General features: G+C 67.6%; 11 protein-coding genes and 1 pseudogene. 9 read left to right on the top strand and 3 right to left on the bottom strand.

Annotation, left to right across the window (positions count from 1 at the left end; all coding sequences use genetic code 11):
- The first annotated feature begins 19 nt into the window (after positions 1 to 19).
- The 3 genes from A9W99_RS23555 (at position 20) to A9W99_RS23545 (ending at position 2,065) form a co-directional block, all read left to right on the top strand.
- Complete coding sequence (locus A9W99_RS23555; protein ID WP_067384069.1) at positions 20 to 406, top strand: PPOX class F420-dependent oxidoreductase; 387 nt, start codon at positions 20 to 22, stop codon at positions 404 to 406.
- Positions 407 to 411: 5 nt separating this feature from the next.
- A complete protein-coding gene (locus A9W99_RS23550) occupies positions 412 to 1,281 on the top strand; it encodes a type 1 glutamine amidotransferase domain-containing protein (protein ID WP_067384066.1) in 870 nt (289 codons plus the stop codon).
- 70 nt (positions 1,282 to 1,351) lie between these two features.
- A complete protein-coding gene (locus tag A9W99_RS23545; RefSeq protein WP_067384063.1) occupies positions 1,352 to 2,065 on the top strand; it encodes a TIGR02206 family membrane protein in 714 nt (237 codons plus the stop codon).
- A 9-nt stretch (positions 2,066 to 2,074) separates the two neighbouring features.
- On the opposite strand, the gene A9W99_RS23540 is transcribed toward A9W99_RS23545, so the two are convergent.
- Positions 2,075 to 2,791 carry a dienelactone hydrolase family protein gene (locus tag A9W99_RS23540; RefSeq protein WP_067384060.1) on the bottom strand — a complete coding sequence of 239 codons (717 nt, stop codon included), beginning with the start codon at positions 2,789 to 2,791 and terminating at the stop codon, positions 2,075 to 2,077.
- Positions 2,792 to 2,864: 73 nt separating this feature from the next.
- Between A9W99_RS23540 and A9W99_RS23535 the strand changes: the two genes are divergently transcribed.
- From A9W99_RS23535 to lnt, 3 genes and pseudogenes are all read left to right on the top strand, one after another.
- Positions 2,865 to 3,386, top strand: coding sequence for an FxsA family protein (locus A9W99_RS23535; RefSeq protein ID WP_067384057.1), 522 nt, complete (start codon positions 2,865 to 2,867; stop codon positions 3,384 to 3,386).
- A 10-nt stretch (positions 3,387 to 3,396) separates the two neighbouring features.
- A complete protein-coding gene (locus tag A9W99_RS23530; protein WP_067384054.1) occupies positions 3,397 to 5,001 on the top strand; it encodes an amidohydrolase in 1,605 nt (534 codons plus the stop codon).
- A pseudogene (lnt, locus tag A9W99_RS27865) lies at positions 4,994 to 7,935 on the top strand (apolipoprotein N-acyltransferase). The gene A9W99_RS23530 and the pseudogene lnt overlap by 8 nt, the downstream one beginning before the upstream one ends.
- 27 nt (positions 7,936 to 7,962) lie before the next feature.
- Here the strand turns inward: lnt and rbpA are convergent.
- Entirely contained in the window at positions 7,963 to 8,298 is a 336-nt protein-coding gene (gene rbpA, locus A9W99_RS23515; RefSeq protein WP_067238490.1) for an RNA polymerase-binding protein RbpA, read from the bottom strand.
- A 178-nt stretch (positions 8,299 to 8,476) separates the two neighbouring features.
- Between rbpA and A9W99_RS26990 the strand changes: the two genes are divergently transcribed.
- The 3 genes from A9W99_RS26990 to A9W99_RS23500 all read left to right on the top strand — a co-directional run bounded on the left by A9W99_RS26990 (position 8,477) and on the right by A9W99_RS23500 (position 24,356).
- Positions 8,477 to 8,845, top strand: a complete 369-nt coding sequence (locus tag A9W99_RS26990; RefSeq protein WP_082930181.1) for a hypothetical protein — start codon at positions 8,477 to 8,479, stop codon at positions 8,843 to 8,845.
- A gap of 345 nt (positions 8,846 to 9,190) precedes the next feature.
- The gene (locus A9W99_RS23505) at positions 9,191 to 21,712 is read left to right on the top strand and encodes a type I polyketide synthase (RefSeq protein WP_067384045.1); all 12,522 of its coding nucleotides are present in this window, start codon (positions 9,191 to 9,193) and stop codon (positions 21,710 to 21,712) included.
- Between the two features lie 34 nt (positions 21,713 to 21,746).
- The gene (locus A9W99_RS23500) at positions 21,747 to 24,356 is read left to right on the top strand and encodes a sugar epimerase family protein (protein WP_067384042.1); all 2,610 of its coding nucleotides are present in this window, start codon (positions 21,747 to 21,749) and stop codon (positions 24,354 to 24,356) included.
- Here A9W99_RS23500 and A9W99_RS23495 read toward each other — a convergent pair.
- Entirely contained in the window at positions 24,346 to 25,035 is a 690-nt protein-coding gene (locus A9W99_RS23495) for a hypothetical protein (RefSeq protein ID WP_067384039.1), read from the bottom strand. The two genes, A9W99_RS23500 and A9W99_RS23495, sit on opposite strands and share 11 nt — an antisense overlap.
- Positions 25,036 to 25,050 lie beyond the last annotated feature (15 nt).

Below are 25,050 nucleotides of genomic sequence, written 5' to 3'. Positions count from 1 at the left end.
GCGCGGTAGGTTGGCACCCGTGACACCAACTTTCGCCGACCTCGCCAAGTCGCAATACATCCTGTTGACCACCTTCACCAAGGACGGGCGACCCAAGCCGGTCCCGATCTGGGCGGCGGCCGACGGAGATCGCCTGCTCGTCATCACCGAGGCAAAGTCGTGGAAGGTCAAGCGGATCCGCAACACCCCGCGAGTCACGTTGGCCGCCTGCGATATACGTGGTCGCCCGAAAAGCGAAGCTGTCGAGGGGACTGCGACCATCCTCGACAAGTCCCACAACGCCGCCGTCTACGACGCCATCGGCAAGCGGTACGGCATCGTGGGCAAGGTCTTCAACTTCTTCAGCAAGCTGCGCGGCGGCATGGAAAACAACGTCGGCCTCGAACTCAGAGTCGCCCAGCCTTAACGCCGGTGAGTACCGTTCTCATCCCGATCCCGGATCGCGACTTCGACCCGACCGAGGTCGCGGTCAGCTGGCGCGTCCTCACCCGCAACGGCCATCGGGTGATGTTTGCCACCCAAAGCGGCCGCCCTGGCGTGGCCGACGACATCATGGTGAGTGGCCGCGGTTTGGACCTTTGGTCGGCGCTACCGGTGTTGGGCGCTATCCCGATCGTCGGGCTGGCGCTCCGGGCGAACAAGGACGGCCGCCGCGCGTATCGGGAGATGTTGGAATCAGCGGAGTTTCGCCATCCCGTCAGCTGGGCTCAGGCCACCCTCGACGACGTCGACGCCTTGCTGCTGCCCGGCGGACATCGGGCCCGCGGAATGCGCGCCTATATCGACAGCGACATACTGCACCGGCTCGTCGTGCACGCCTTTGCCCGCGGGATGGTCATCGGCGCGATTTGCCACGGAGTGCTGCTGCTGGCTCGCAGTGTGGATCCCGCCACCGGTCGCTCGGTGCTCTACGGACACAAGACCACGGCGTTGACCTGGGCGCTGGAACGCACCGCTTGGCGGCTCACCCGCATCACCAGGTTCTGGGACCGCGACTACTACCGCACCTATACCGAAGAGCCCGGCCAACCGGATGGCTACATGTCCGTGCAGTCCGAAATCACCCGCGCGCTGCGCAACCCCAGCGATTTCCGCGACGTCGAGCGCGGATCGCCTCGCTGGCGGCTCAAGTCCTCCGGAATGCTGCGCGACACGGCGACGGACTCGCGCCCGGCGTTCGTCGTCGACGACGGCAATTACGTCTCGGCGCGCTGGCCGGGAGATACCCATACATTCGCGACCGTCCTGTCGCAAAAAATGAAGTCAACGCATCTCGAATAGCGTCGTTCGGACTGACCCCATGTGGCATGGCTGCTGGCCTTAGGCGCGAACAAATTGCAGAGTTGAGAAAGTGCTCTCCACCCAAAGGCAGTTTTCGGCGTACGGCCCGTCGTACTGGACCGTGATCACGCTGTTCGTGATCGGCGCGGTGTTCCTGGTCTGGATCGGGCGTCGGCAGAACGCATCGCAAGCGCGCGTCTTCGGCCGCGTCCTGGGTGGGCTGACCGCCGCGATATACGCTGCGGTGCTGATCTACTCGTTGATCCCACCTGCCATCGACCGCTCGGTGCCGCTGCGTCTGACCGATCTGGCCACCGTCGCTGCCGCCTACGCACTGTGGTCGCAGCGGCACTTGGCTTTCGCGCTCACCTACTACTGGGGCCTGGTGCTGAGCAGCCAAGCGTTGATCTCTCCGGTTCTGAAAAGCCCGGATTTTCCCAATTACCAGTTTCTTGGTTTCTGGGCGATTCACCTGCTCGTCGTCTGGGCCGCGGTCTACCTCACCTGGGGGCGAGGGATGCGGCCCGGGTGGCGCAGTTACCGCATCGTGGTCGTAGTCACGGTGGTGTGGGCAGCGATCGCGTTCACGTTCAACAGCGTCGCCGGAACCAATTACGGGTTCATCAATGAAAAACCGGCCACCGCGAGCCTGCTGGACGTTCTGGGCCCGTGGCCGGTGTATGTGCTGACCGCAGCCACGCTTCTCCTCATCGTGTGGGCCCTGATGACCTGGCCGTGGGAGCGGACACGGCAACACGACAAGAAGTGGTCAGAGCCTGTCTGATTTCGCCACTCACCGGACGACGTCGTTGCTTCCGGCTCCCAGGTGCTCGTCGAAGAACGCGAAGACACGGCTCCAGGCGTCTTCGGCCGCCTCCCTGTTGTAGCCGAACCCGGTGATGCGCAGCAGTGGTTGGGCCGGAAGCTGGTTGGCGAAGCTATGCCCGGCCTTCGGATAGCTCTTGATATCGGCGGTGATGTTTTTGGCCTGCGTAACCTTGCGCAGTTTGTTGGCTGCCCCTAAACCGAGCGGGTCACGGCTGCCGAAGCTCGCCACAATCGGGCAGGCGCCGTCCAGCGTCTCGCTCAGTTGTCGTGGCAGCGGTGTGCCGTAGAACGGCGCGGAGGCGCCGAATCCTTGCGGCGACATCACCAGCGCGAAGCCGCCGCCCATGCAGAACCCCGCGATACCAACCCGCCCGGTGCATTCCGGCATGCCCAGCAGGTGATCGCGAGCAGCAAGGATGTCGTCGAGCGCGCGGCCCCGCTTCGTCATCAGTTCGCGCATGACCCGCGTGACGCAACGTCCGCGACCACCGCGCGCGAACAGATTCGGAGTGAGCGCCACATAACCGCCACGGGCGACATGGTCGTTGATCGACTCTTTGTCCGGCCCGTAGCCGATCGCGTCGTGGATCACCACCACGCCTGGCCAGGGGCCTTTACCCGGGGGAAGGCTCAGCAACCCGTCGATCAATCCATCGGGGGTATCGATCTCAATCGTCGTCATACCGTCATCTAACTGCAGCAGCGACGCGCGTCACCAGGGGAACTCGGGTTCCGGTCGCAGACGTTGGCGTCATATGGTCCGGGGTTTGTTGCTTATCTACGTCATCATCGAGCTGGCGGCGATACTCGCGCTGTCGGCAACTGTCGGTTGGGGCTGGACATTGCTCGCGCTCCTCGTCACCGCCGTTCTGGGCGTCGTGGTGTGGGTTCCGATGGCGGGGTGGCAGCTCGGCGCCCAAGTCGTGCAGCTGCGATCCGGCCTGAAGGAACCACGCAGCGCCCTGAGTGACGGGGCGATCGTCAGCCTCGCGACGGTCCTGATTCTGGTGCCCGGACTGGTCACCACGGCTCTGGGGATCCTGCTGCTGGCGCCGCCGATTCGGGCCCTCGCCCGGCCCGCGCTGACCGCGATTGCGTTGCGCGGAGTCCAGCGGCGGATCCCGTTGATCAACGACGTCCGGATGTTCGGTGGTGCCCCCGATACCCGTGATCACCGTGACTACATCGACGGTGAGGTTGTCGACGTCAGGGATGTCGAACCGGCGGTCCTACCGCCGGCGCATGTCCAGACCGCACCCCATCACCACGCCCCGTAGTTTTGCTGGTGTGACCGAGATTCCCACCAAACTGCTGGTCAACGGCCGGGTGCACAACCCAAGCCATCCCGACGCCACCGCCATGGCGGTACGCGGCGCGATCGTGGCGTGGCTGGGCAGTGATGACGTCGGCCGCCGCCAGTTCCCGGATGCCGACATCGAGGATCTCGACGGCGATTTTGTGGCGCCGGCCTTCGTCGACAGCCATATCCACCTGAGCGCCACCGGCCTCACCATCAGCGGGCTGGATCTGCGGTCGGCGAGCTCGCGCGCGCACTGCGTCCAGATGGTCGCCGACTACGCGGCCACCCATCCCGACCGGCCGATCTGGGGACATGGCTGGGATGAGTCGTCGTGGCCCGAAAACGCCCCACCGAGCACCGGCGATTTGGACGCCGTGCTGGGTGACCGGCCCGCCTATCTGACCCGCGTCGACGTGCACTCCGCGCTGGCGTCAGGCGGGTTGCGCAACCGGGTCCCCGGGCTGTCCACTACGGCCGGTTATCACACCGAACAGCCGCTGGTCGAAGATGCCCACCACCTGGCCCGAGCCGTCGCCCGTGACCTGCTGACGACCGACCAGCTGTCCGAGGCCAGGACCGCCGCGCTGCAAGCCGTCGCCGCGGCAGGCATCGTCGCGGTGCACGAATGCGCCGGACCCGAGATCGCCGGGCTCGACGACTGGTTGCAGTTGCTAGGCCTCGACCACGGCGTGGAGGTGATCGGCTACTGGGGACAGGCGGTGACCACACCCGCGCAGGCGCACGAATTGATAGCGCAGACCGGAGCCCGCGGGCTGGCGGGTGATCTGTTCGTCGACGGAGCGCTCGGCTCGCGAACCGCGTGGCTGCACGAGCCCTACGCCGACGCGCCGAACTGCACAGGCACCTGCCGCCTCGAGCCGGACGCCGTCGAAGCGCACCTGCGCGCCTGCACCGAGGCGGAGGTGACCGCGGGTTTCCACGTCATCGGCGATGCCGCGGTCTCGGCGGCCGTCGCCGCCTTCGAACGCGTCGTCGCGGATCTCGGTGTGGCGGCTGTCGCCCGTTGCGGTCACCGTCTGGAGCATCTGGAAATGGTTGATGCGGACCAGGCCGCAAAGCTTGGCGCATGGGGCGTCATTGCCAGCGTCCAGCCGAATTTCGACGCGCTGTGGGGCGGCGTCGACGGCATGTACGCCCGTCGCCTCGGGGCCGATCGAGGCAGCGAACTCAACCCGTTAGCGCTGTTAGCATCCCAAGGCGTGCCACTCGCACTCGGTTCCGACGCCCCGGTGACCGGGATCGACCCGTGGGAAAGCGTGCGCGCGGCGGTCAATCACCGCACACCGGGCAGCGCGATTTCGGCGCGGGCGGCGTTCGCGGCCGCCACCCGGGGTGGCTGGCGGGCCGCCGGGGTCCGGGACGGCAGGACCGGAACCCTGGTCCCTGGCGCGATGGCCTCGTATGCCGTGTGGGATGCCGGCGCCCTCGACGTCACCGCGCCGCACGATGCCGTCCAGCGTTGGTCCACCGATCCGCGTTCCCGGGTGCCTGCCTTGCCGCGGCTGGGCCCGACGGACGCATTGCCGCGTTGCCGCCGAACAGTGCATCGGGGCGTAGTCATCCATGGCTAAGCACGCCCGGCGGAAACGGCCAGTCGAGCGCGACCAGGCTGCCCCCTCGGAGGAAGCAGTCATAGCCACTCCCGACGTCGGAGTGGCGACCGACGCGGCTGACCCCGAACCCAGCGATCACAGCGGCCCGCAGCCTGGTGCTGCCGCGGCGGCACCGGCACCTGACGAGGACCACGTCGACGCGGACGCGCATCCCCGCGGGGTCCCGGCAGATCGAGTCCGCGCCGCGGCCGCAGCGCTGGTGCCGCGAGTGCCGCGGCTGGTGGTCACCATCACAGCCGGGGCGCTGCTCTTCACCAGCTTTCCGACGACGAACTGGTGGTGGGCCGCCGTCGTCGCCTTCGCACTGTTCTCCTGGGTGCTTACCCGGCCCGAGACGACGCTGGTAGGTGGGGCGGGTTACGGGTTCCTGTTCGGGCTGACCTTCTATGTGCCGCTGCTGCCATGGATAAGCCTGCTGGTGGGTGCCGTGCCCTGGCTGGCGTTGGCGACGGTTTCGGCCCTGTTTCCAGCTCTGTTCGGCTTGTTCGCTGTCGTGGTGCGCAGGTTGCCCGGCTGGCCGTTGTGGTTTGCCGTGTTATGGGCGGCGCAGGAGTGGCTGAAGTCGACAGTTCCGTTCGGCGGCTTTCCGTGGGGATCGGTCGCCTACGGCCAAGCCAGCGGCCCGTTTTTGCCGTTGGTCCAGGCCGGTGGCGTCCCGTTGCTCTCCACGGCGATCGTTCTGGTCGGCTGCAGCCTCGCCGCGATCGCGCTGGAAATCGTGGAGTGGTTCAAATCGGGTGGCCAGCTGCCCGGCCTGCCGAGCCTGCACGCCTCCCAAAACCCGGAAGCCCCGGCAGCCCAAGCGGTCCCGCGGCCGCCTGCGGTGCTGCTGCCGGGAATCTGTATCTGCCTGGTACTGCTCGGCGCCATGGTCGTCTGGCCGGGCGTGCGGCGTGCGGGTAACGGATCCGGCGATGAACCCACCGTGACCGTCGCCGTCGTGCAGGGCAACGTGCCGCGGCTCGGCCTCGACTTCAACGCACAGCGCCGCGCCGTATTGGACAACCACGTCCAGGAGACGCTGCGGCTGGCGGAGGACGTGCGCAGGGGCGCCGCGCCGCAGCCGCAATTCGTGATCTGGCCGGAGGACTCGTCCGACGTCGACCCGCTGCTCAACCCCGACGCCGGCCAGCAGATCTCGGAGGCGGCCAGAATGATCGGCGCGCCGATTCTGGTGGGCACCGTCCTCGACGTGCCAGATCGGCCGCAAGAAGCCCCCGAGTTCACCAACACGGTGATCGTTTGGAATCCGAAGACCGGACCGGCCGACCGTCATGACAAAGAAATCGTGCAGCCATTCGGCGAATACCTGCCCATGCCGTGGCTCTTCCGGCATCTCTCCGGTTATGCCAACCGGGCCGGCCATTTCGTGCCGCGCGCCAGCACCGACGTCGTGCAGGTCGGCGGTGTGCCGGTCGGGGTGGCTACCTGCTGGGAAGTCATCTTCGACCGCGAGCCGCGGAAGGCGGTCCGCAACGGTGCCCAGCTGCTGTCCGTGCCCAGCAACAACGCCACCTTCAACCAGACGATGAGCGAACAACAGCTGGCCTTCGCCAAGGTCAGGGCCGTGGAGCACGACCGCTACGTGATCGTCGCGGGCACCACCGGGATCAGTGCGCTGATCGCTCCCGACGGCCGCGAATTGGCCCGGACAGACTTCTTTCAGCCGGCCTACCTGGACAATCAGGTACGCCTGAAGACGACGCTGACTCCGGCGACCCGATGGGCTCCCATCTTGCAGTGGATCCTGGTCGGGGCGGCCGGGGCCGTCATTCTGGTCGCAATACGGCACAATGGATGGTTCCCGCGTCGGATTCGTCTCAGGTTGCGGTCCCCAGGCGAGCCGCACAACTCCGGCGTCCGCCCGAGCGAGGCCGAGGAATCAGCTTCCGCGCCGCAGGCTGACGCAGAGGGTTCAGATGCGCCCCACGAGGACATCCCGGACCTCACGGACGCTGCGCCCCGTGGGGCCGGTGACTACACTCCCCACGACACGGACGGCCACGACACGGACGGCCACGACACGGACGGCCACGACACGGACGGGCACGAAACGGACGGGCACGACACGAACGGCGGACCGCCGCGTCACATCCAGCGACACAAAGGAGCCTCATGACCACCGGCCAGCCGGGCAATCGTCCGAGCCAGCGCGTCCTGGTGATCATCCCCACCTTCAACGAACGGGAGAACCTGCCGCTGATCCATCGACGGCTCAGGGAAGCATGTCCCGACGTGCACCTGCTCATCGTCGACGACAACAGCCCCGACGGCACCGGACGTCTCGCCGACGAGCTGGCGCAGGCCGAGCCCGGCCGCACCCACGTCATGCACCGCACAGCCAAGAACGGCCTGGGTGCGGCTTACCTCGAGGGATTCGCCTGGGGGATGAGTCGTGAGTACTCGGTGCTGGTCGAGATGGACGCCGACGGCAGCCATGCGCCCGAACAGCTGCACCGGCTGCTGGACGCCGTCGACACCGGAGCCGACTTGGCCATCGGTTCGCGTTATGTCGACGGGGGGACGGTACGGAACTGGCCCTGGCGGCGGCTGGCATTGTCCAAGACCGCCAACACCTATTCGCGGGTGGCGCTGGGAATCGGCGTGCACGACATCACCGCGGGCTACCGGGCATACCGCCGCGAGGTGCTGGAGGCCATCGACCTGGACACCGTCGACTCCAAGGGCTACTGCTTCCAGATCGAGATGACCTGGCGCACGGTGAACAACGGGTTCCTCGTCGTCGAAGTGCCGATCACTTTCACCGAGCGCGAGCTTGGCGTGTCCAAGATGAGCGGATCCAATATCCGCGAGGCGCTCTTCAAAGTCACGCGGTGGGGCGTCGAGGGCAGACTCAACCGCGCACGGGCAGCGCGCGCCCAGACCCGGTAAACCGTCGGCGGGCGCGTCTACGCGGCGTCAGCCGCGCCGGCGTGACCTGATCAGCTCGAGGCGTTCCTTGAGCAGCTCTTCGAGTTCTTCGACCGTGCGGCGTTCCAGCAGCATGTCCCAGTGCGTGCGCGGTGGCTTGACCTTCTTCGGCTCGGGCAGGTCACCCTCGATCAAGGTGCCTTCCATGCCGTTGCGGCACAACCAGGTGCCCGGGATGTCGGCGTCGTCGGCGAACGGAACCTCGAACTCTTCGCCGTTGTCGGTGCGGTATCGGGCTATCTGACGCGGCGCCAGGTCATGGTTGCGGTCAGTCTCATAGCTCACGGCTCCGAGGCGACTGCCCCTCAGGACGCGATCTGCCATCGGCGTTACTCCTTTGGTCCTGAGCTCTTGGGCTCGGGTAGTGGCGATTCTCTTCGCTTGGCAAACGTTGCGACGGGCGGCGCAGTTCCCGGGTGGGCGCCGGGCGAGTGCGACGCGATCATTCGCGAACGTCAATGATACCGGGATCCGGGGCCGTGCCGGACTAAAGTCGGCTGGCGTGACCCTTGCCAAGCGTCGCGCCAGACCCCAACCGTGCCGCTGGTGTGGGAGGAACGTCACCGACACTGGGATGGGCCGTCGCCGTCAGTACTGCCGTCAGTCCTGCCGGCAGCGCGCTTATGAGCAGCGAGCCTTGATCAGCCGCGGTGGGGCCGGGGGCGCGCTGGCGCTGCCCGCCGACGCGGTGGTGCTGTCGGCCGACGACGCCGCCGACCTCTCAGACCGCGTCTACCAGGTGCGATGCGCGGCGGAGGATGTCGCGACCGCGCTCGACGAGGGAGCCGGGGCTACCGAATTACGCGAATTGTGCGATGCCCTGGTCAAGGCTGCGAGGGCCGCCGACGGCTGGCGCCGGGTCGGTGTCTGATTCGGGACGACCCGGCCCGCGAAGACCACGCCGACATGCGACTGACCATGGCCGACGGGTTCCCCGGTACAGTCGCGGCATGGGCGGCGGGTCCGGCGTAGTCGCCGGACGGGAACCGCACACCTCGCCGTGTGAGCCGGTCGAGTTCTTCGCGTAGCAACTGGGAGTATCGGACGTTTTGAAATCGCGCCGGAGTTGGCCATACTCACCAGCGAGATTCTTGGGTCGGCGAGCAGCACGACAACATCCTTCGGGGTCCCTGTGGTCGGTCGTGCAGCAAAACTTTGACTCGCGTGCGGCGGTTGAAGGCGGCCAACTTTTGGTTGAGGTTAGGCGAGGTTAGCGATGGGTGATCAACTCCAGCATGCGACCGAAGCGCTGCGGAAAGCGCTGGTCCAGGTTGAACGCCTGAAGCGCACCAATCGTGCGCTGCTGGAGCGGTCGAGCGAGCCGATCGCGATCGTCGGTATGTCCTGCCGCTTTCCGGGCGGCGTGGACAGCCCGGAGCGCCTGTGGGAGATGGTGGCCGACGGCCGCGACGTGATCAGCGAATTCCCGGCCGACCGCGGATGGGACTTGGCAGGATTGTTCGACCCGGACCCCGACGCCCGGCACAAAACCTACGCACGCACCGGCGGTTTCATCGATGGGGTCGCCGACTTCGACGCGGCGTTCTTCGGGATTGCGCCCAGCGAGGCGCTGGCGATGGACCCTCAGCACCGAATGCTGCTCGAGCTGTCATGGGAGGCGTTGGAGCGGTCCGGGATTGATCCCAGCAGGCTGCGCGGCAGCGCCACCGGGGTCTTCGCGGGACTCATCGTCCAGGGCTACGGCATGTTGGCCGAGGAGATCGAGGGCTACCGGCTCACCGGCATGACGTCCAGTGTGGCTTCGGGGCGGGTGTCGTATGTGTTGGGGCTGGAGGGCCCGGCCGTCTCGGTGGATACGGCGTGTTCGTCGTCGTTGGTGGCGTTGCATATGGCGGTGCAGTCGCTGCGATCGGGGGAGTGCGATCTGGCGCTGGCCGGCGGCGCCACCGTCAATGCCACCCCCGACATTTTCGTCGAATTCAGCCGCATGCGTGGGTTATCCGCAGACGGCCGGTGCAAGGCATTCGCCGGAGCGGCCGACGGCACGGGATTCGCCGAGGGCGGCGGGATGCTCGTTGTCGAGCGGTTGTCGGATGCGCAGCGGTTGGGGCATCCGGTGTTGGCGGTGGTGCGGGGTTCGGCGGTGAATCAGGATGGTGCGTCGAATGGGTTGACGGCGCCGAATGGGCCTTCGCAGCAGCGGGTGGTGCGCGCGGCGTTGGCCAATGCGGGGCTGAGCGCGGCCGAGGTTGATGTGGTGGAGGGCCACGGGACCGGTACGACGTTGGGTGATCCGATTGAGGCCCAAGCGTTGTTGGCGACCTACGGGCAAGAGCGCAGTGAGCCGCTGTGGTTGGGGTCGATCAAGTCGAACATGGGTCATACCCAGGCCGCGGCTGGGGTGGCCGGGGTGATCAAGATGGTGCAGGCGATGCGCCACGAGACGTTGCCGGCGACGCTGCATGTGGATGTGCCGTCGCCGCATGTGGATTGGTCGGCGGGGTCGGTGGCGTTGTTGACCGAGGCGCGGGAATGGAAGGCTGAGCGTCCGCGCCGGGCGGGGGTGTCCTCGTTTGGGATTAGTGGCACCAATGCGCATGTGATTGTCGAAGCCGCCCCGGCTGAGCAGCGCATTGCCCGCGAATCCGTCCTGCCGGTGGTGCCGTGGGTGGTCTCGGCGAAATCGTCGGGTGCGTTGCGAGCTCAGGCCGCGCGCTTGGCTGAGCATGTGCGTGCCGACGACGACTTGGACGTCGCCGATGTGGGGTGGACGCTGGCCGGCCGTGCGGTGTTCGAGCATCGGGCCGTCGTCGTCGGTGGCGACCGAGACCGGTTGCTGGCCGGACTGGACGAGCTGGCCGCAGATGACTTGGGGGCCTTGACTTCCGGCGTTATTCACGGCGATGCCCAGCCCGTCGGCAAGACGGTATTCGTCTTCCCCGGCCAGGGCTCGCAGTGGCTGGGCATGGGCATCGAATTACTCGACACCGCACCGGTATTCGCGCAACAGATCCAGGCCTGCGAAGACGCCTTCGCCGAATTCGTGGACTGGTCGCTGACCGACGTCCTACGCGGTGCCCCGGGCGCGCCAGGCCTGGACCGAGTGGACGTCGTGCAACCGGCGCTGTTCGCGGTGATGGTGTCGCTGGCCGAACTGTGGAAGTCGGTTGGGGTGCGTCCGGATGCAGTGATCGGGCATTCCCAAGGCGAAATCGCCGCCGCGTACATCGCCGGTGCGTTGTCACTGCGCAATGCGGCGCGGGTGGTGACGTTGCGCAGCAGACTGCTGCGCGACGTGGCCGGCCCCGGTGGCATGGTGTCCATCGCGTGCGGTGCCGAGCGGGTGCGGGAGTTGTTGGCGCCCTTCGCCGATCGGGTCGGTATCGCGGCCGTCAACGGCCGGGCTGCGGTTGTGGTGTCCGGTGAGTCGACTGCGCTGGACGAGCTGATCGAGGTTTGCGCCGGCCAGGAGTTGCGCACCCGCCGCATCGATGTGGACTACGCCTCGCATTCGGCAGAGGTTGAGTCGATCCGAGGTGAACTCGCCGAAGTCCTGGCCGGCATCGAGCCACGTTCCACACGTACCGCCTTCTTCTCGACGGTGACCGGAACTCGCTTGGACACAGCTGAATTGGGCGCCGAATACTGGTACCGCAACATCCGCCAGACCGTTCAATTCGACCTGGCGGTGCGCAGCGCGTGCGAGCACGGTTATCGCACCTTCATCGAATCAAGCCCGCACCCGGCGCTGATCGCGGGAATCGAGGACACCGCCAACGATTGCACCGACAGCGCCGACGGTGACGCTCGAACCGGGGCCGCCGTCGTCATCCCCACTCTGGGCCGCGACGACGGCGGGCTCGAGCGGTTCCTGACCTCGGCGGCCGCCGCCTTCGTGGCCGGCGTCAGCGTGGATTGGCGCGGCATGCTCGATGGCGCGGGCTTTGTCGAGTTGCCGACTTATGCCTTTGACAGGCGGCGGTTTTGGCTCTCCGGCGAGGCGACGGCCGTCGACGCATCGGGTTTGGGCCAGGGCGCCGGCGAGCACCCTCTGCTGGGCGCCGTCGTGGAGCTGCCCGCATCGGCCGGCGTCGTATTGACGGGCCGGCTGTCGCCGAGCGCGCAGGGCTGGCTGGCCGATCACGCCGTATCGGGGGCGGTGGTGTTTCCCGGGACGGGCTTCGTCGAGTTGGCGATCCGCGCAGGCGACGAAGTCAGCTGCTCAGCGGTCGACGAGCTGACGTTGCGCACGCCGTTGATGCTGCCGGTATCGGGATCTGTTGCGCTGCAGGTAGTGGTGGGCGCCGCCGACGAGGCGGGACAGCGCAGTGTTTCGATCTACTCCCGCGCCGAAGCGGATGCCGCGTGGGTGTGCCACGCCGAAGGCACCCTGAAGGCCGGGTCGGTAGAGCCGGCGGTCGAGTTGTCGGCGTGGCCGCCGGCCGGCGCCGTCGCGGTAGACGTGACCGACGGCTACGAACGGTTGGCGGCGCGCGGCTACGAGTACGGTCCTGCGTTCCGTGGCCTGACCGCGATGTGGGCCCGCGGCGACGAGATGTTCGCTGAGGTAAGCCTTCCGGAGGCGGCCGGCGGCGCCGGTGGGTTCGGGATACACCCCGCACTGCTGGATGCGGCCTTGCATACAGCGGTAATAGCCAACCCGGACGCCGAATTGGTCCTGCCGTTCTCCTGGCAGGGCGTGTCGTTGCACGCGGCCGGTGCCTCGTCGGTGCGGGCACGAATCGCCCCGTCGGGTCCGTCCGGGGTCTGCATCGAGCTGGCCGACGGGTTGGGGTTGCCGGTGCTGTCGGTGACTTCGATGGCGGCGCGTCCGGTGAGCGAGCAGCAGCTGCGGGCCGGAGTATCGGGAATGTCGGGCCCGCGGACCGACCGGCTGTTCGAGCTGGATTGGTCGCCGGCGGCCGGGGCCTCCGGGACGACTGCTGCGCCGTCTTTCGAGGTGTTCGAATCTGTTGCGAGCGAAGATGATCCGTTAGCAGACGTCTATGAGCGCACGCATCGGGCCCTGGCCGCCGTGCAATCGTGGCTGACCGAGCGGGACTCCGGGGTGCTGCTGGTGGCGACTCGGGGCGCGGTCGCGGCGACGGGGGACCCGAAAGAAGATGTCACCGATCTGGCGGGCGCTGCGGTGTGGGGCTTGGTGCGTTCCGCGCAGACCGAGCACCCGGGCCGCATCGTGTTGGTGGATTCCGATGTGCCCCTGGACGATGAGGCCACCGCTGCGGTTCTGGCGGCCGGCGAGGCGCAGGTGGTACTGCGCGGCGGGCGGGTCTACATCGCGCGGGTGCGTGGCAGCCGCGCGGTCGACGGCATCCTGGCTCCGCCGGACGACGTGCCGTGGCGGTTGGGCATAAGCAGCGCAGGCACTTTCGAGAACCTGCGGCTGGAACCGGTTCCCAACGCCGATGCGCCGTTGCAACCCGGGCAGGTCCGGGTGGCGCTGCGCGCCATCGCCGCGAACTTCCGCGACATCATGATCACCCTCGGCATGTTCACCCACGACGGGCTACTCGGCGGCGAAGGCGCCGGCGTCGTCGTCGAGGTGGGGCCCGGGGTCACCGAATTCGCAGTCGGCGATTCGGTATACGGATTCTTCCCTGACGGCCACGGCACGCTGGTCGCCGGCGACGTCCGCATCCTGCAGCCGATGCCTGCCGGCTGGTCCTACGCCGAAGCTGCCGCGATCTCAGCGGTTTTCACCACTGCGTACATGGCGTTCGTGCACCTCGCCGACGTCAAGCCGGGGCAGCGGGTACTGGTGCACGCTGCCGCGGGCGGGGTGGGCATGGCTGCCGTCCAACTGGGGCGGCATTTGGGCTTGGAGATATTCGCCACGGCCAGCCGGGGCAAGTGGGACACCCTGCGGGCCATGGGTTTTGACGATGATCACATCTCCGATTCACGCAGCCTGGAGTTCGAGGACAAGTTCCGCGCGGTCACCGGCGGACGGGGCATGGACGTGATATTGGACTCGCTGGCCGGCGAATTCGTCGACGCGTCGCTGCGATTGTTAGCACCCGGCGGGTTGTTCCTGGAGATGGGCAAGACCGACATCCGCGACCCCGACGCCGTCGCGCAGGAATACCCCGGTGTGCGTTACCGCGCCTTTGACTTGTTCGAGCCCGGCCGTCCGCGGATGCACCAATGGATGCAGGATCTCGCCGAAATGTTCGATTCCGGTGTGTTGCGCCCGTTGCCGGTGACGACGTTCGACATCAGACGCGCGGAGGCGGCGTTGCGGTACCTGAGCCAGGCGCGCCACATCGGCAAGGTCGTCATGACTTTTCCAGCTGCCCACGGCGGCGCGCTGGGTACGGGCACGGTCTTGATCACCGGCGGCACCGGCATGGCGGGTTCGGTGCTGGCTCGTCATGTGGTGGCGCATCACGGGGTGCGGCATCTGCTGCTGCTGAGCCGGCGCGGCCCGGATGCGCCGGGGGCGCAGGAACTGTCGGCCGAGCTGAGCGCGGCCGGGGCCCAGGTGCAGGTGGTGGCCTGCGATGCAGGCGACCGGGAGGCGCTGGCCAAGGTGATCGCCGATATCCCCGTGCAGCACCCACTCTCGGCGGTTATTCATGCCGCCGGGGTGCTCGACGACGCGGTAGTGACCTCGCTGACTCCCGACCGCGTCGATGCGGTGTTGCGTGCCAAGGTGGATGCGGCATGGAACCTGCACGAACTGACCCGCGGCCTGGATCTCTCAGCCTTCGTCATGTTTTCGTCGATGGCCGGCCTGGTGGGCTCGTCGGGGCAGGGCAACTATGCGGCGGCCAACTCGTTCTTGGACGGCCTCGCCGCACACCGGCGCGCACACCGGCTGCCCGCGGTGTCGCTGGCGTGGGGACTGTGGGACCAGGCCAGCGCCATGACCGGCCGTCTGGATGCCGCCGACTTGGCCCGGCTGGGCCGCGACGGGATCCTGGCGCTGTCCTCCGGGGAGGCGATGGAACTCTTCGACACCGCGCTGATCGTCGACGAGCCGTACCTGGCGCCGGCCCGAATCGATCTGGCCGCGTTGCGGTCTCACGCGGTGGCCGTACCTCCGATGTTCAGCGATCTGGTCAATGCACCGGCCCGGCGCAGGGTCGACGACTCGCTTGCCGCCGCGAAATCCAAATCCGCTTTGGCGCATCGGCTGCACGGCCTGCCAGAACCCGAACAGCATGCTGTGCTGCTGGATCTGGTGCGCTCCCATATCGCCACGGTGCTTGGTACCATCACCCCCGACGCGATCGACCCGGACAAGGCGTTCCAGGACTTAGGGTTTGACTCGCTGACCGCGGTCGAAATGCGTAACCGGCTCAAAGCTGCTACCGGACTCGCACTTTCACCGACCCTCATCTTCGACTACCCGACTCCCAACAGCCTGGCCTCCTACATGCGCGCCGAACTCGCCGGTGCGCCACAAGAAATCAAACACACACCCGCGGTCCGCGTCACAGGCGACGACCCGATCGCGATCGTCGGTATGTCCTGCCGCTATCCGGGCGGCGTGGACAGCCCGGAGCGGCTGTGGGAGATGGTGGCCGAGGGCCGTGACGTACTCGCCGAATTCCCCAGCGATCGCGGTTGGAACCTGACCGACCTGTACAACCCGGATCCCGACGTCGCCGGCTCGTGCTACACCCGCAGCGGCGGCTTCGTCGACGGGGTCGCCGACTTCGACCCGGCGTTCTTCGGTATCGCACCCAGTGAGGCGCTTGCGATGGACCCTCAGCAACGCATGTTCCTCGAACTTTCCTGGGAAGCGCTGGAACGGGCGGGAATTGACCCCAACACGCTGCGGGGCAGCGCCACCGGAGTGTTCGCCGGGGTGTACACCCAGGGCTACGGCATCGGCAATGAAGATGCGCTGAAGGCCTTGGAAGGCTTCCGTCTGACCGGCCAGTCGGCCAGTGTGGCTTCGGGGCGGGTGTCGTATGTGTTGGGGCTGGAGGGCCCGGCGGTGTCGGTGGATACGGCGTGTTCGTCGTCGTTGGTGGCGTTGCATATGGCGGTGCAGTCGCTGCGATCGGGGGAGTGCGATCTGGCGCTGGCCGGCGGCGCCACCGTCAATGCCACCCCCGACATTTTCGTCGAATTCAGCCGCATGCGTGGGTTATCCGCAGACGGCCGGTGCAAGGCATTCGCCGGAGCGGCCGACGGCACGGGATTCGCCGAGGGCGGCGGGATGCTCGTTGTCGAGCGGTTGTCGGATGCGCAGCGGTTGGGGCATCCGGTGTTGGCGGTGGTGCGGGGTTCGGCGGTGAATCAGGATGGTGCGTCGAATGGGTTGACGGCGCCGAATGGGCCTTCGCAGCAGCGGGTGGTGCGCGCGGCGTTGGCCAATGCGGGGCTGAGCGCGGCCGAGGTTGATGTGGTGGAGGGCCACGGGACCGGTACGACGTTGGGTGATCCGATTGAGGCCCAAGCGTTGTTGGCGACCTACGGGCAAGAGCGCAGTGAGCCGCTGTGGTTGGGGTCGATCAAGTCGAACATGGGTCATACCCAGGCCGCGGCTGGGGTGGCCGGGGTGATCAAGATGGTGCAGGCGATGCGCCACGAGACGTTGCCGGCGACGCTGCATGTGGATGTGCCGTCGCCGCATGTGGATTGGTCGGCGGGGTCGGTGGCGTTGTTGACCGAGGCGCGGGAATGGAAGGCTGAGCGTCCGCGCCGGGCGGGGGTGTCCTCGTTTGGGATTAGTGGCACCAATGCGCATGTGATTGTGGAGTCTGCTCCGGTGGTGCCGCCGGCTGAGGTTGCTCCGCTGGTAGGGCCGGTGGTGCCGTGGGTGGTGTCGGCGAAGTCGGCTACGGCGTTGGCGGGGCAGGCGGCGCGGTTGGCCGACTATTTGCGCGCCCGCGACGAGTTGGACGCCGCGGATGTGGGGTGGACGCTGGCGGGTCGGTCGGTGTTCGAGCATCGGGCGGTGGTGGTCGCCGAGGATCGGCAGGGGTTGCTGGCCGGGCTGGACGAGCTGGCCAACGACGACCCGGCTGGTTCCGTTATCCGTGGGTCGGCGACGCCAACGGGTAAAACTGTCTTCGTCTTCCCGGGCCAGGGCGCCCAAATACTGGGCATGGGAACGGGATTGCACGCCGCATACCCGGTATTCGCCGAGGCGTTCGACACCGTGGTCGGCGAACTCGACCGGCATCTGTTGCGCCCGTTGCGCGAGGTGATGTGGGGCAACGACGAAAACCTTTTGAACACTACCGAATTCGCTCAGCCGGCACTGTTCGCGATGGAAGTCGCATTATTCCGGCTGCTGGAATCCTGGGGCGTGCGACCCGATTTCGTGATGGGCCACTCGATCGGCGAGTTGTCGGCGGCTCACGTCGCCGGGATGCTGTCGCTGGAGAATGCGGCGGTGCTGGTGGTCGCGCGCGGCCGCTTCATGCAGGCCCTGCCGTCGGGTGGGGCGATGATCGCCGTCCAGGCCACCGAAGAAGAGGTGCGGCCGCTGCTGAACGACGAAGTCGCCATTGCAGCCGTCAACGGCCCGGCATCGGTGGTGATCTCGGGCGCCGACGACGCCGTCGTCGCCGTCGCGACCAAGCTGCGGGCCGATGGCCGCAGGGTCCACCGCTTGGCGGTTTCGCACGCCTTCCATTCGCCGTTGATGGATCCGATGATCGACGAATTCGGAACCGTCGCCGCCAGCTTCGCCGTTGGCCAGCCCATGATTCCGATCGTGTCGAACATGACGGGGCAGCTGGCGGGCGACGACTTCGCGTCTGCCGCCTATTGGAAGCGGCACGCCCGTGAAGCGGTCCGGTTCGCCGACAGTGTCCGCTTCGTGCACCAGGCCGGCGGTAGCCGCTTCCTCGAAGTCGGACCGGGCAGTGGCCTGATGGCCTCCATCGAAGAAACCCTGCCCGACGCTGCGGTCACAGCGGTCTCCGCCCTGCGCAAGGACCGTCCGGAACCGGCAACCCTCACCAATGCCGTCGCGCAGGGGTTCGTCGCCGGCATGGACGTGGATTGGCGCGCCGCGCTCGGGGCGGGCAACTTCGTGGAATTGCCGACGTATGCCTTTGAGCGGCGGCGGTTTTGGTTGTCGCCGTCCGCGGCAGGCGCCAGGGTCAGCGCCGCCGGGGCCGCGGGCCTGGGCCTTCAGGCCAGCGAGCACGCGCTGCTGGGTGCGGTGGTGGAATTGCCGGCGTCGGGCGGGGTGGTGCTGACAGGAAGGCTGTCGCCCAGTGCCCAGGGCTGGCTGGACGACCACGCCATCGGTGGGGTGGTGCTGTTCCCCGGCGCGGGATTCGTCGAATTGGTCATCCGCGCCGGTGACGAAGTCGGTTGCGGCATCATCGACGAGTTGAATCTGGCGGCGCCGCTGGTATTGCCCGCCGCGGGATCGGTGGCGATCCAGGTGGTGGTCGGCGGACCGGACGAGACGGGTGCCCGCGCGGTGTCGGTGTTCTCGCGCGCCGAGACCGGTTCCGGCTGGCTTCTGCATGCCGAAGGTGCGCTGAGCGCGGGTTCGGTCGCGCCGGCTTCGGACCTGTCGGTGTGGCCGCCCGTGGGTGCGGTCGCGATGGACCTCGGCGACGGATATGAGCGGTTGGCCGAGCGCGGGTACGGATACGGCCCGGCGTTCCGCGGTTTGACGACGATGTGGCGGCGCGGTGATGAAGTGTTCGCCGAGGTGGCCCTGCCGGAAGAAGCCGGGGTGTCGGCGACCGGGTTCGGCGTCCACCCGGTGATGCTGGATGCTGCATTGCACGCGGTGATCCTGGCCGCCAAAGGCGCCGACGGCATTGAAGGCTCTGATGATTCGGTGTTGGTGCCGTTCTCGTGGCAAGGCGTGTCGTTGCATGCCGCAGGCGCGTCGGCGGTGCGGGCCCGGATCGTGCGGACCACCCCGTCGGCGGTGTCGATCGACCTGGCTGACGGGTTGGGGTTGCCGGTGCTGTCGGTGGCGTCCATGGTGGCCCGCCCCGTGAGCGATCAGCAGCTGAAAGCGGCGCTGTCTGGTTCTGGTGGGGATCGGCTGTTCGAAGTGGTCTGGGCGCCGGCCTCCGCCAGTTCAGCCGCGGCCGCCGCCACCACCCCCTCGTACCAGGTCTTCGAGTCCGAACCGGCGAACGGCGATCCGGTGACCGGTGTGCGCACGGCGACGGGTGCAGCGCTGAGTGCGGTGCAATCCTGGCTGGCGGAACCACATTCGGGAACGCTGGTCGTACTCACCCGGGGCGCGGTTGCCCTACCGGGGGAGGACATCGCCGATTTGGCGGGCGCGGCGGTGTGGGGTTTGGTGCGGTCTGCCCAGACCGAGCACCCGGGCCATATCCTCTTGGTGGATTCCGATGCGCCACTTGACGATACGGCAGTAGCCGCGGCCTTGGCGGTGGGCGAGCCGCAGGTCGTGATGCGGGGCGGCCAACCGCACATTGCGCGGGTGCACGCCAGTCGAGCGGTGGACGGCGTGTTGGTGCCTCCGGACGGCTCCGATAACACAGCCTGGCGACTGGGAATGACCAGCGCCGGCACGTTCGAGAATCTGCGCCTCGAACCTGCACCTGACGCCGGGGCGCCCTTGGCGCCGCGGCACGTGCGCGTCGCAAGCCGGGCCATGGCAGCCAACTTCCGCGACGTCATGATTGCCCTGGGTCTTTACCCCGACCCAGATGCCGCGATGGGCGTCGAGGCATCCGGTGTCGTGCTGGAAGCTACAGCAGCAAGCCGTTTCGCGGTCGGTGACCGGGTTGCCGGCCTGTTCCCGGAAGGCACCGGCAGCATCGCCACCACCGACGAACGGCTCTTGCTGAAGGTTCCGGCGGACTGGTCCGACGCCGATGCCGCCACCGCGCCCGTCGGTTTCGCGACGGCCCACTATGCACTCTCCACCCTGGCGAAGGTGCGACGCGGACAGCGGATCCTGGTGCATGCGGCCACCGGAGGGGTCGGAATGGCCGCCGTGCAGCTGGCACGGCACCGGGGGCTCGAGGTGTTCGCCACCGCCAGCCGCGGCAAATGGGACACGTTGCGAGCCATGGGTTTCGACGATGACCACATCGCCGATTCGCGCAGTCTGGAATTCGAGGGCAAGTTCCGTGAGGTCATCGGCAAGACCGGCATGGCCGGAATAGACGTGGTATTGGACTCGCTGGCAGGCGAATTCGTCGACGCGTCGCTGCGGCTGGTCGCACCCGGCGGCATGTTCCTGGAGATGGGCAAGACCGACATCCGCGACCCCGACGCGATCGCACAGGAATACCCGGGTGTGCGTTACCGCGCCTTCGACCTCTTTGAGGCCGGACCGGACCACATCCAGCGGATGCTCACCGACCTGGCCGACATGTTCGATGCCGGAATCCTGCGGCCCTTGCCAGTGACCACGTTCGACATCCGCCTGGCCCCTGCGGCACTGCGGTATCTGAGCCAGGCGCGGCACGTGGGCAAGGTCGTGATGACCGTTCCCGACGCATGGGCGTCCGGCACCGTGTTGATCACCGGCGGCACCGGCATGGCGGGGTCGGCGTTGGCCCGCCACGTGGTTGCGCGTCACGGCGTACGGCGTTTGGTGCTGGTGAGCCGTCGCGGCCCGGACGCGCCCGGGGCACAGGAACTGGCGGCCGAACTCGGCGCTTCCGGTGCACACGTGCAGCTGGTGGCCTGCGACGCCGCCGATCGCGAAGCGCTGGCCAAGGTGATCGCCGATATCCCCGTGCAGCACCCGCTGTCAACTGTCATCCACGCTGCCGGAGCGCTCGACGACGCCGTGGTGACGTCGTTGACGCCGGAACGGATGGATGTGGCGTTGCGGGCCAAGGTGGATGCGGCGTGGAACCTGCACGAGCTGACCCGGGACCTGGATGTCTCTGCGTTCGTGATGTTCTCGTCGATCGCGGGGCTGGCCGGCGCGGCCGGCCAGGGCAACTACGCCGCCGGCAACTCGTTCCTGGACGGGCTGGCCGCGCACCGGCAAGCTCACGGGCTGCCGGCGGTATCGCTTGGTTGGGGTCTGTGGGATCAGGCCAGCGCGATGACCGGCGGTTTGGAAACCGTCGACTTCGCCCGGCTGGCCCGCGACGGCATCGTGGCGATGTCCTCGGACGAAGCCCTCCAATTGCTGGACACCGCAATGATTGTGGCGGAGCCGTTCATGCTGCCGGCACGCATCGACCTGGTCGCGCTGCGCGCCAAATTCGACAGCGGCACATTGCCGCCGATGTTTGTCGACTTGATCAATGCGCCCGCTCGGCGACAGGTGGACGATTCACTGGTCGCCGCCAAGTCGAAATCAGCGCTGCTGCAACGCCTTGAGGGATTGCCGGAGGACGAGCAGCATGCGGTGCTGCTGGACTTGGTGCGTTCGCACATCGCCACCGTGCTGGGCAACACCACTCCCGAGGCCATCCATCCCGACCGGGCGTTCCAGGAACTGGGCTTCGACTCGCTGACCGCGGTGGAAATGCGCAACCGGCTCAAAGCTGCTACCGGCCTTGCGCTTTCGCCCACCCTCATCTTCGACTACCCCAACTCCGCCGCGCTGGCCGGCTACATGCATCGAGAATTGGTCGGCGACACGGCCCAACACGCCCCGGCGGCAGCGACCGGGGAAGCCGAAATCCAGCGGGTGGTCGGGTCAATTCCGGTCAAGCGTTTGCGGCAGGCCGGCGTGTTGGAGCTGTTGCTCGCGTTGGCAGATGAGGCCGACGGTCACGCCCAGTCCGCCGGATCGCAGCTTGGCGCCAAGGACGTCAAGGACATCGCGGACATGGATCTCGACGATCTGGTCAATGCGGCCTTCATGGACGACGAGTAGGCATGAACGACCAGCAGCTACCCGAGGTTACTCGGTGAGAATCGCGGTCACCGGGGCCGGCGGGGTGCTCGGCCGCGGCCTGGTCGCCCGGCTGCTCAGCCAGGGCCATCAGGTAGCCGGAATTGCCCGCCATCGGCCCCGAAGTTGGCCGAGCACAGCTGAGTTCGTCGCCGCGGATATCCGCGACCAGGCCGCCGTCGTGCGCGTCGTCGCAGGCGCGGATGTCGTCGTGCACGGCGCCTGGGCGAGGAGCTCCGGACCAGACGAACGGATCAGCGAGCAAGTCAACATCGAAGGCATGCAAAACATCCTCGACGCGATGGCCGGCGCCGGGCGCATCGTGTTCGTCTCGTCAGCGCATGCTCTGGATCCCGCTGCGGCCGAAGGCCGGTATAAGGCCCGGGCGGAGGAGATGCTCGCCGCCTCCGGCGCACACTGGGTCGCGATCCGGCCCGCGCTCATCGTCGGCCGAAACGTCGACAATTGGGTCCGCCAGGTGCTGGCCTTGCCGGTGCTCCCCGACGTCGACGGGTCCGCGGACCGCCCTGTGCAGGTCGTCCATCTCGACGACGCGCTTCGGCTGCTGACCCGCGCCGTCCTGGACCCCAAAACAAGCAGCGGCCCGGTCAATCTCGCTGCTCACGGCGAGCTGACATTTCGCGAAATCGCCCGGGCACTCGGCCGTCCCGTCGTGCCACTGGCCGCCGTGCCGTCAGGACTGCGACGGCGGGTCGCCTCCTTCGCCGAACTGGAACTGATACAACGGGCCCCGCGGCTGGACACCACGCTGCTGCGCGACGAGTGGGGATTCCGAACCGCCTGGAACGCCAACGAATCCGTCCAGGACTTCGCGCTGACGGTGCGGGGCCGCGTGGCCGTCGGCCGACGGGTGGTGGCACTGCCCTGGCGGATGGCCAACATCTCAGATCTACCCGCGCCCGACGCACCGGCCGACGATGGCGTGATACCCAGATTGGCGGGCCCAGAAGGGGTTAACGGAGAATTCGACACGCCCATCGATCCGCGCTTCCCCACCTATCTGGCGACCAACTTGTCGGAGGCGCTGCCCGGTCCCTTCTCACCGTCGTCGGCATCGGCGACGGTACGTGGCCTGCGGGCGGGCGGCGTGGCCATCGCCGAGCGACTGCGTCCAGGCGGTGTGGTGCAGCAGGAAATCGCGGCGCGAACCGTTGCGGTGTTCGCACATCGGCTTTACGGCGCAATCACCTCCGCGCATTTCATGGCCGAAACGGTGCCATTCGCCAAGCCCACCACGATCGTCAGCAACAGCGGATTTTTCGGCCCCAGCATGGCATCGCTGCCGGTGTTCGGCGAGCATCGTCCGCTGTCCGAATCGGGACGGGCGCGCAGACAACTGCGCACCCTCCGCAACATCGGGGTCTTCGGCGTCAACCTGGTGGGCCTTAGCGCCGGATCACCCCGTGACACTGAGGATTTCGTCGCCGACGTCGATCGCCTGGAGGAGCTGGCCGGTGGCGACCCGACCGCACTCGACGATCGCCGCCTGCTCAGCCTGATCTTGTTGGCACGCGACCACGTCGTGCACGGATGGATGCTGGCGTCTGCGTCATTCATGCTGTGTGCAGCGTTCAACGTGTTGTTGCGCGGCCTGTGCGGCCGAGACACTACGACGCCGGCAGGACCTGATTTGGTCAGTGCGCGGTCGGTGGAGGCGGTGCAGCGGTTGGTGGCCGCCGCGCAACGCGATCCGAATGTGATGGCCCTGCTAGCTGAACCGGGAGAGCGCCTGGACAAGCTGGCGGTCGACGTGCCCGAGTTTCATGCCGCCGTACTTGCCGAGCTGGCGCTGATCGGCCACCGCGGCCCGGCGGAAGTCGAGATGCTGTCGACCAGCTACGCCGACGATCCCGAGCTGCTGGTCCGGATGGTGGCTAAGGCGTTGAGCGCGCCGCCGGCGCCGGAACCGCGGCACCCCGTGATTCCGTTGCGCGCCAAGCCTATTGCGACGCTGGCCGCACGTCAGCTGCGTGACCGGGAAGTCCGCCGCGACAAGATGGTGCGCGCGATCTGGGTGCTACGCGGCCTGCTGCGGGAATACGGACGCCGGTCGGCCGACGCCGGTGTCTTCGCCAATCCGGACGACGTGTTCTACCTGCTGGTCGACGAGTTGGACGCGCTGCCAGAAGACGTTTCGGAGCTGGTGGCCCGTCGGCGTGCCGAACAACGCAGGCTGACCGCCGTCGTCCCGCCCACGGTATTCAGCGGAAGCTGGCAGCCGTCGAGCCCGTCGTCGCCGGTGCTGACCGCCGGCGACACCCTGCGTGGTGTCGGGGTATGCGGGGGCCGGGTCCGCGGTCGGGTGCGGATCGTGCGGCCCGAGACCATCGACGACCTGCTGCCCGGCGAGATCCTCGTCGCCGAGGTCACCGATGTCGGATACACGGCCGCCTTCTGTTACGCCGCGGCCGTGGTGACCGAGCTTGGCGGACCCATGTCGCATGCCGCCGTGGTAGCGCGCGAGTTCGGGTTTCCGTGCGTGGTGGACGTGCAGGGAGCCACTCGACACCTGCCGCCGGGCGCGCTCATCGAGGTCGACGGTAGTACCGGCGAGATCCACGTGCTCGAGCCGGTCGCCGACGACAACTCTCAGCTCAGCAGCTGAACGCGATACCGACGCCGTCGGGTGGCGGCACTGACCGCAGGCATCCGAACGGCTCGATGCCGGCGCTGCTGAACCGCACGGCTGATTGGTGGGCGTAGTTGACGCAGAAAACCCCGGCTCGGTCGGCGCGGCAACGGTAGTCACCGAACGCCAGCGAGTCGCCGTCGGACAACTGCGATCCGTCGCCGTACAGGAACGGACCTGGATCGGCGCGGGCCGACCCCACCTGCAGGATGGTGCCGTCAAAGTCCACCCAGCCGCTCTTCCACTCGCCATAGGCCGTCTCGGGACGGGGTGGGGGATTGTTCAGGCTGATCAGGCAGGACAGCGTGCCGTCGGCGTGTTTGGAGTCCGTCATGCAGGTCACCGGCCGGCCCGTGTCGGATTGTCCGGATGGCATAACGAACGCGATGTCGGTACCGAGTTGGGTGCTGATGCCGGCCCGGCTCGCGCTGTGGTAACCGCCGGGGTCGACGGGATGACCAGCCTCGATCCAAGCGATGACGGCGGCGATCGGCGCTCCCGCGACCGGTGCGGCCGATGGCCCCGCCGGCGTACTCGCGGTCGCGCTGGTAGTGGAAGTCGGAACGCCGGTGTGTGGCTGTGCGGACCGGTCGCCAACCGGGTGCGAACATCCGGTAGCCAGCAACGACACTGCGACCAGCGCGGCGATCCGCATCCCGCCAGGCTAACC

The organism is Mycobacterium sp. 1164966.3 (genome assembly GCF_001665395.1).
In the GTDB taxonomy this organism is placed as follows: domain Bacteria; phylum Actinomycetota; class Actinomycetes; order Mycobacteriales; family Mycobacteriaceae; genus Mycobacterium.
Note: the sequence above shows the minus strand (reverse complement) of the source record. Positions and strands in the feature narration are given on the sequence as shown.

Bases quoted from the DNA above. Each gene is read 5' to 3' on its own strand.
- A9W99_RS23495 (WP_067384039.1), bottom strand. From the start codon at position 25,035: ATGCGGATCGCCGCGCTGGTCGCAGTGTCGTTGCTGGCTACCGGATGT.
- rbpA (WP_067238490.1), bottom strand. From the start codon at position 8,298: ATGGCAGATCGCGTCCTGAGGGGCAGTCGCCTCGGAGCCGTGAGCTAT.
- A9W99_RS23540 (WP_067384060.1), bottom strand. From the start codon at position 2,791: ATGACGACGATTGAGATCGATACCCCCGATGGATTGATCGACGGGTTG.
- A9W99_RS23535 (WP_067384057.1), top strand. From the start codon at position 2,865: ATGGTCCGGGGTTTGTTGCTTATCTACGTCATCATCGAGCTGGCGGCG.
- A9W99_RS23505 (WP_067384045.1), top strand. From the start codon at position 9,191: ATGGGTGATCAACTCCAGCATGCGACCGAAGCGCTGCGGAAAGCGCTG.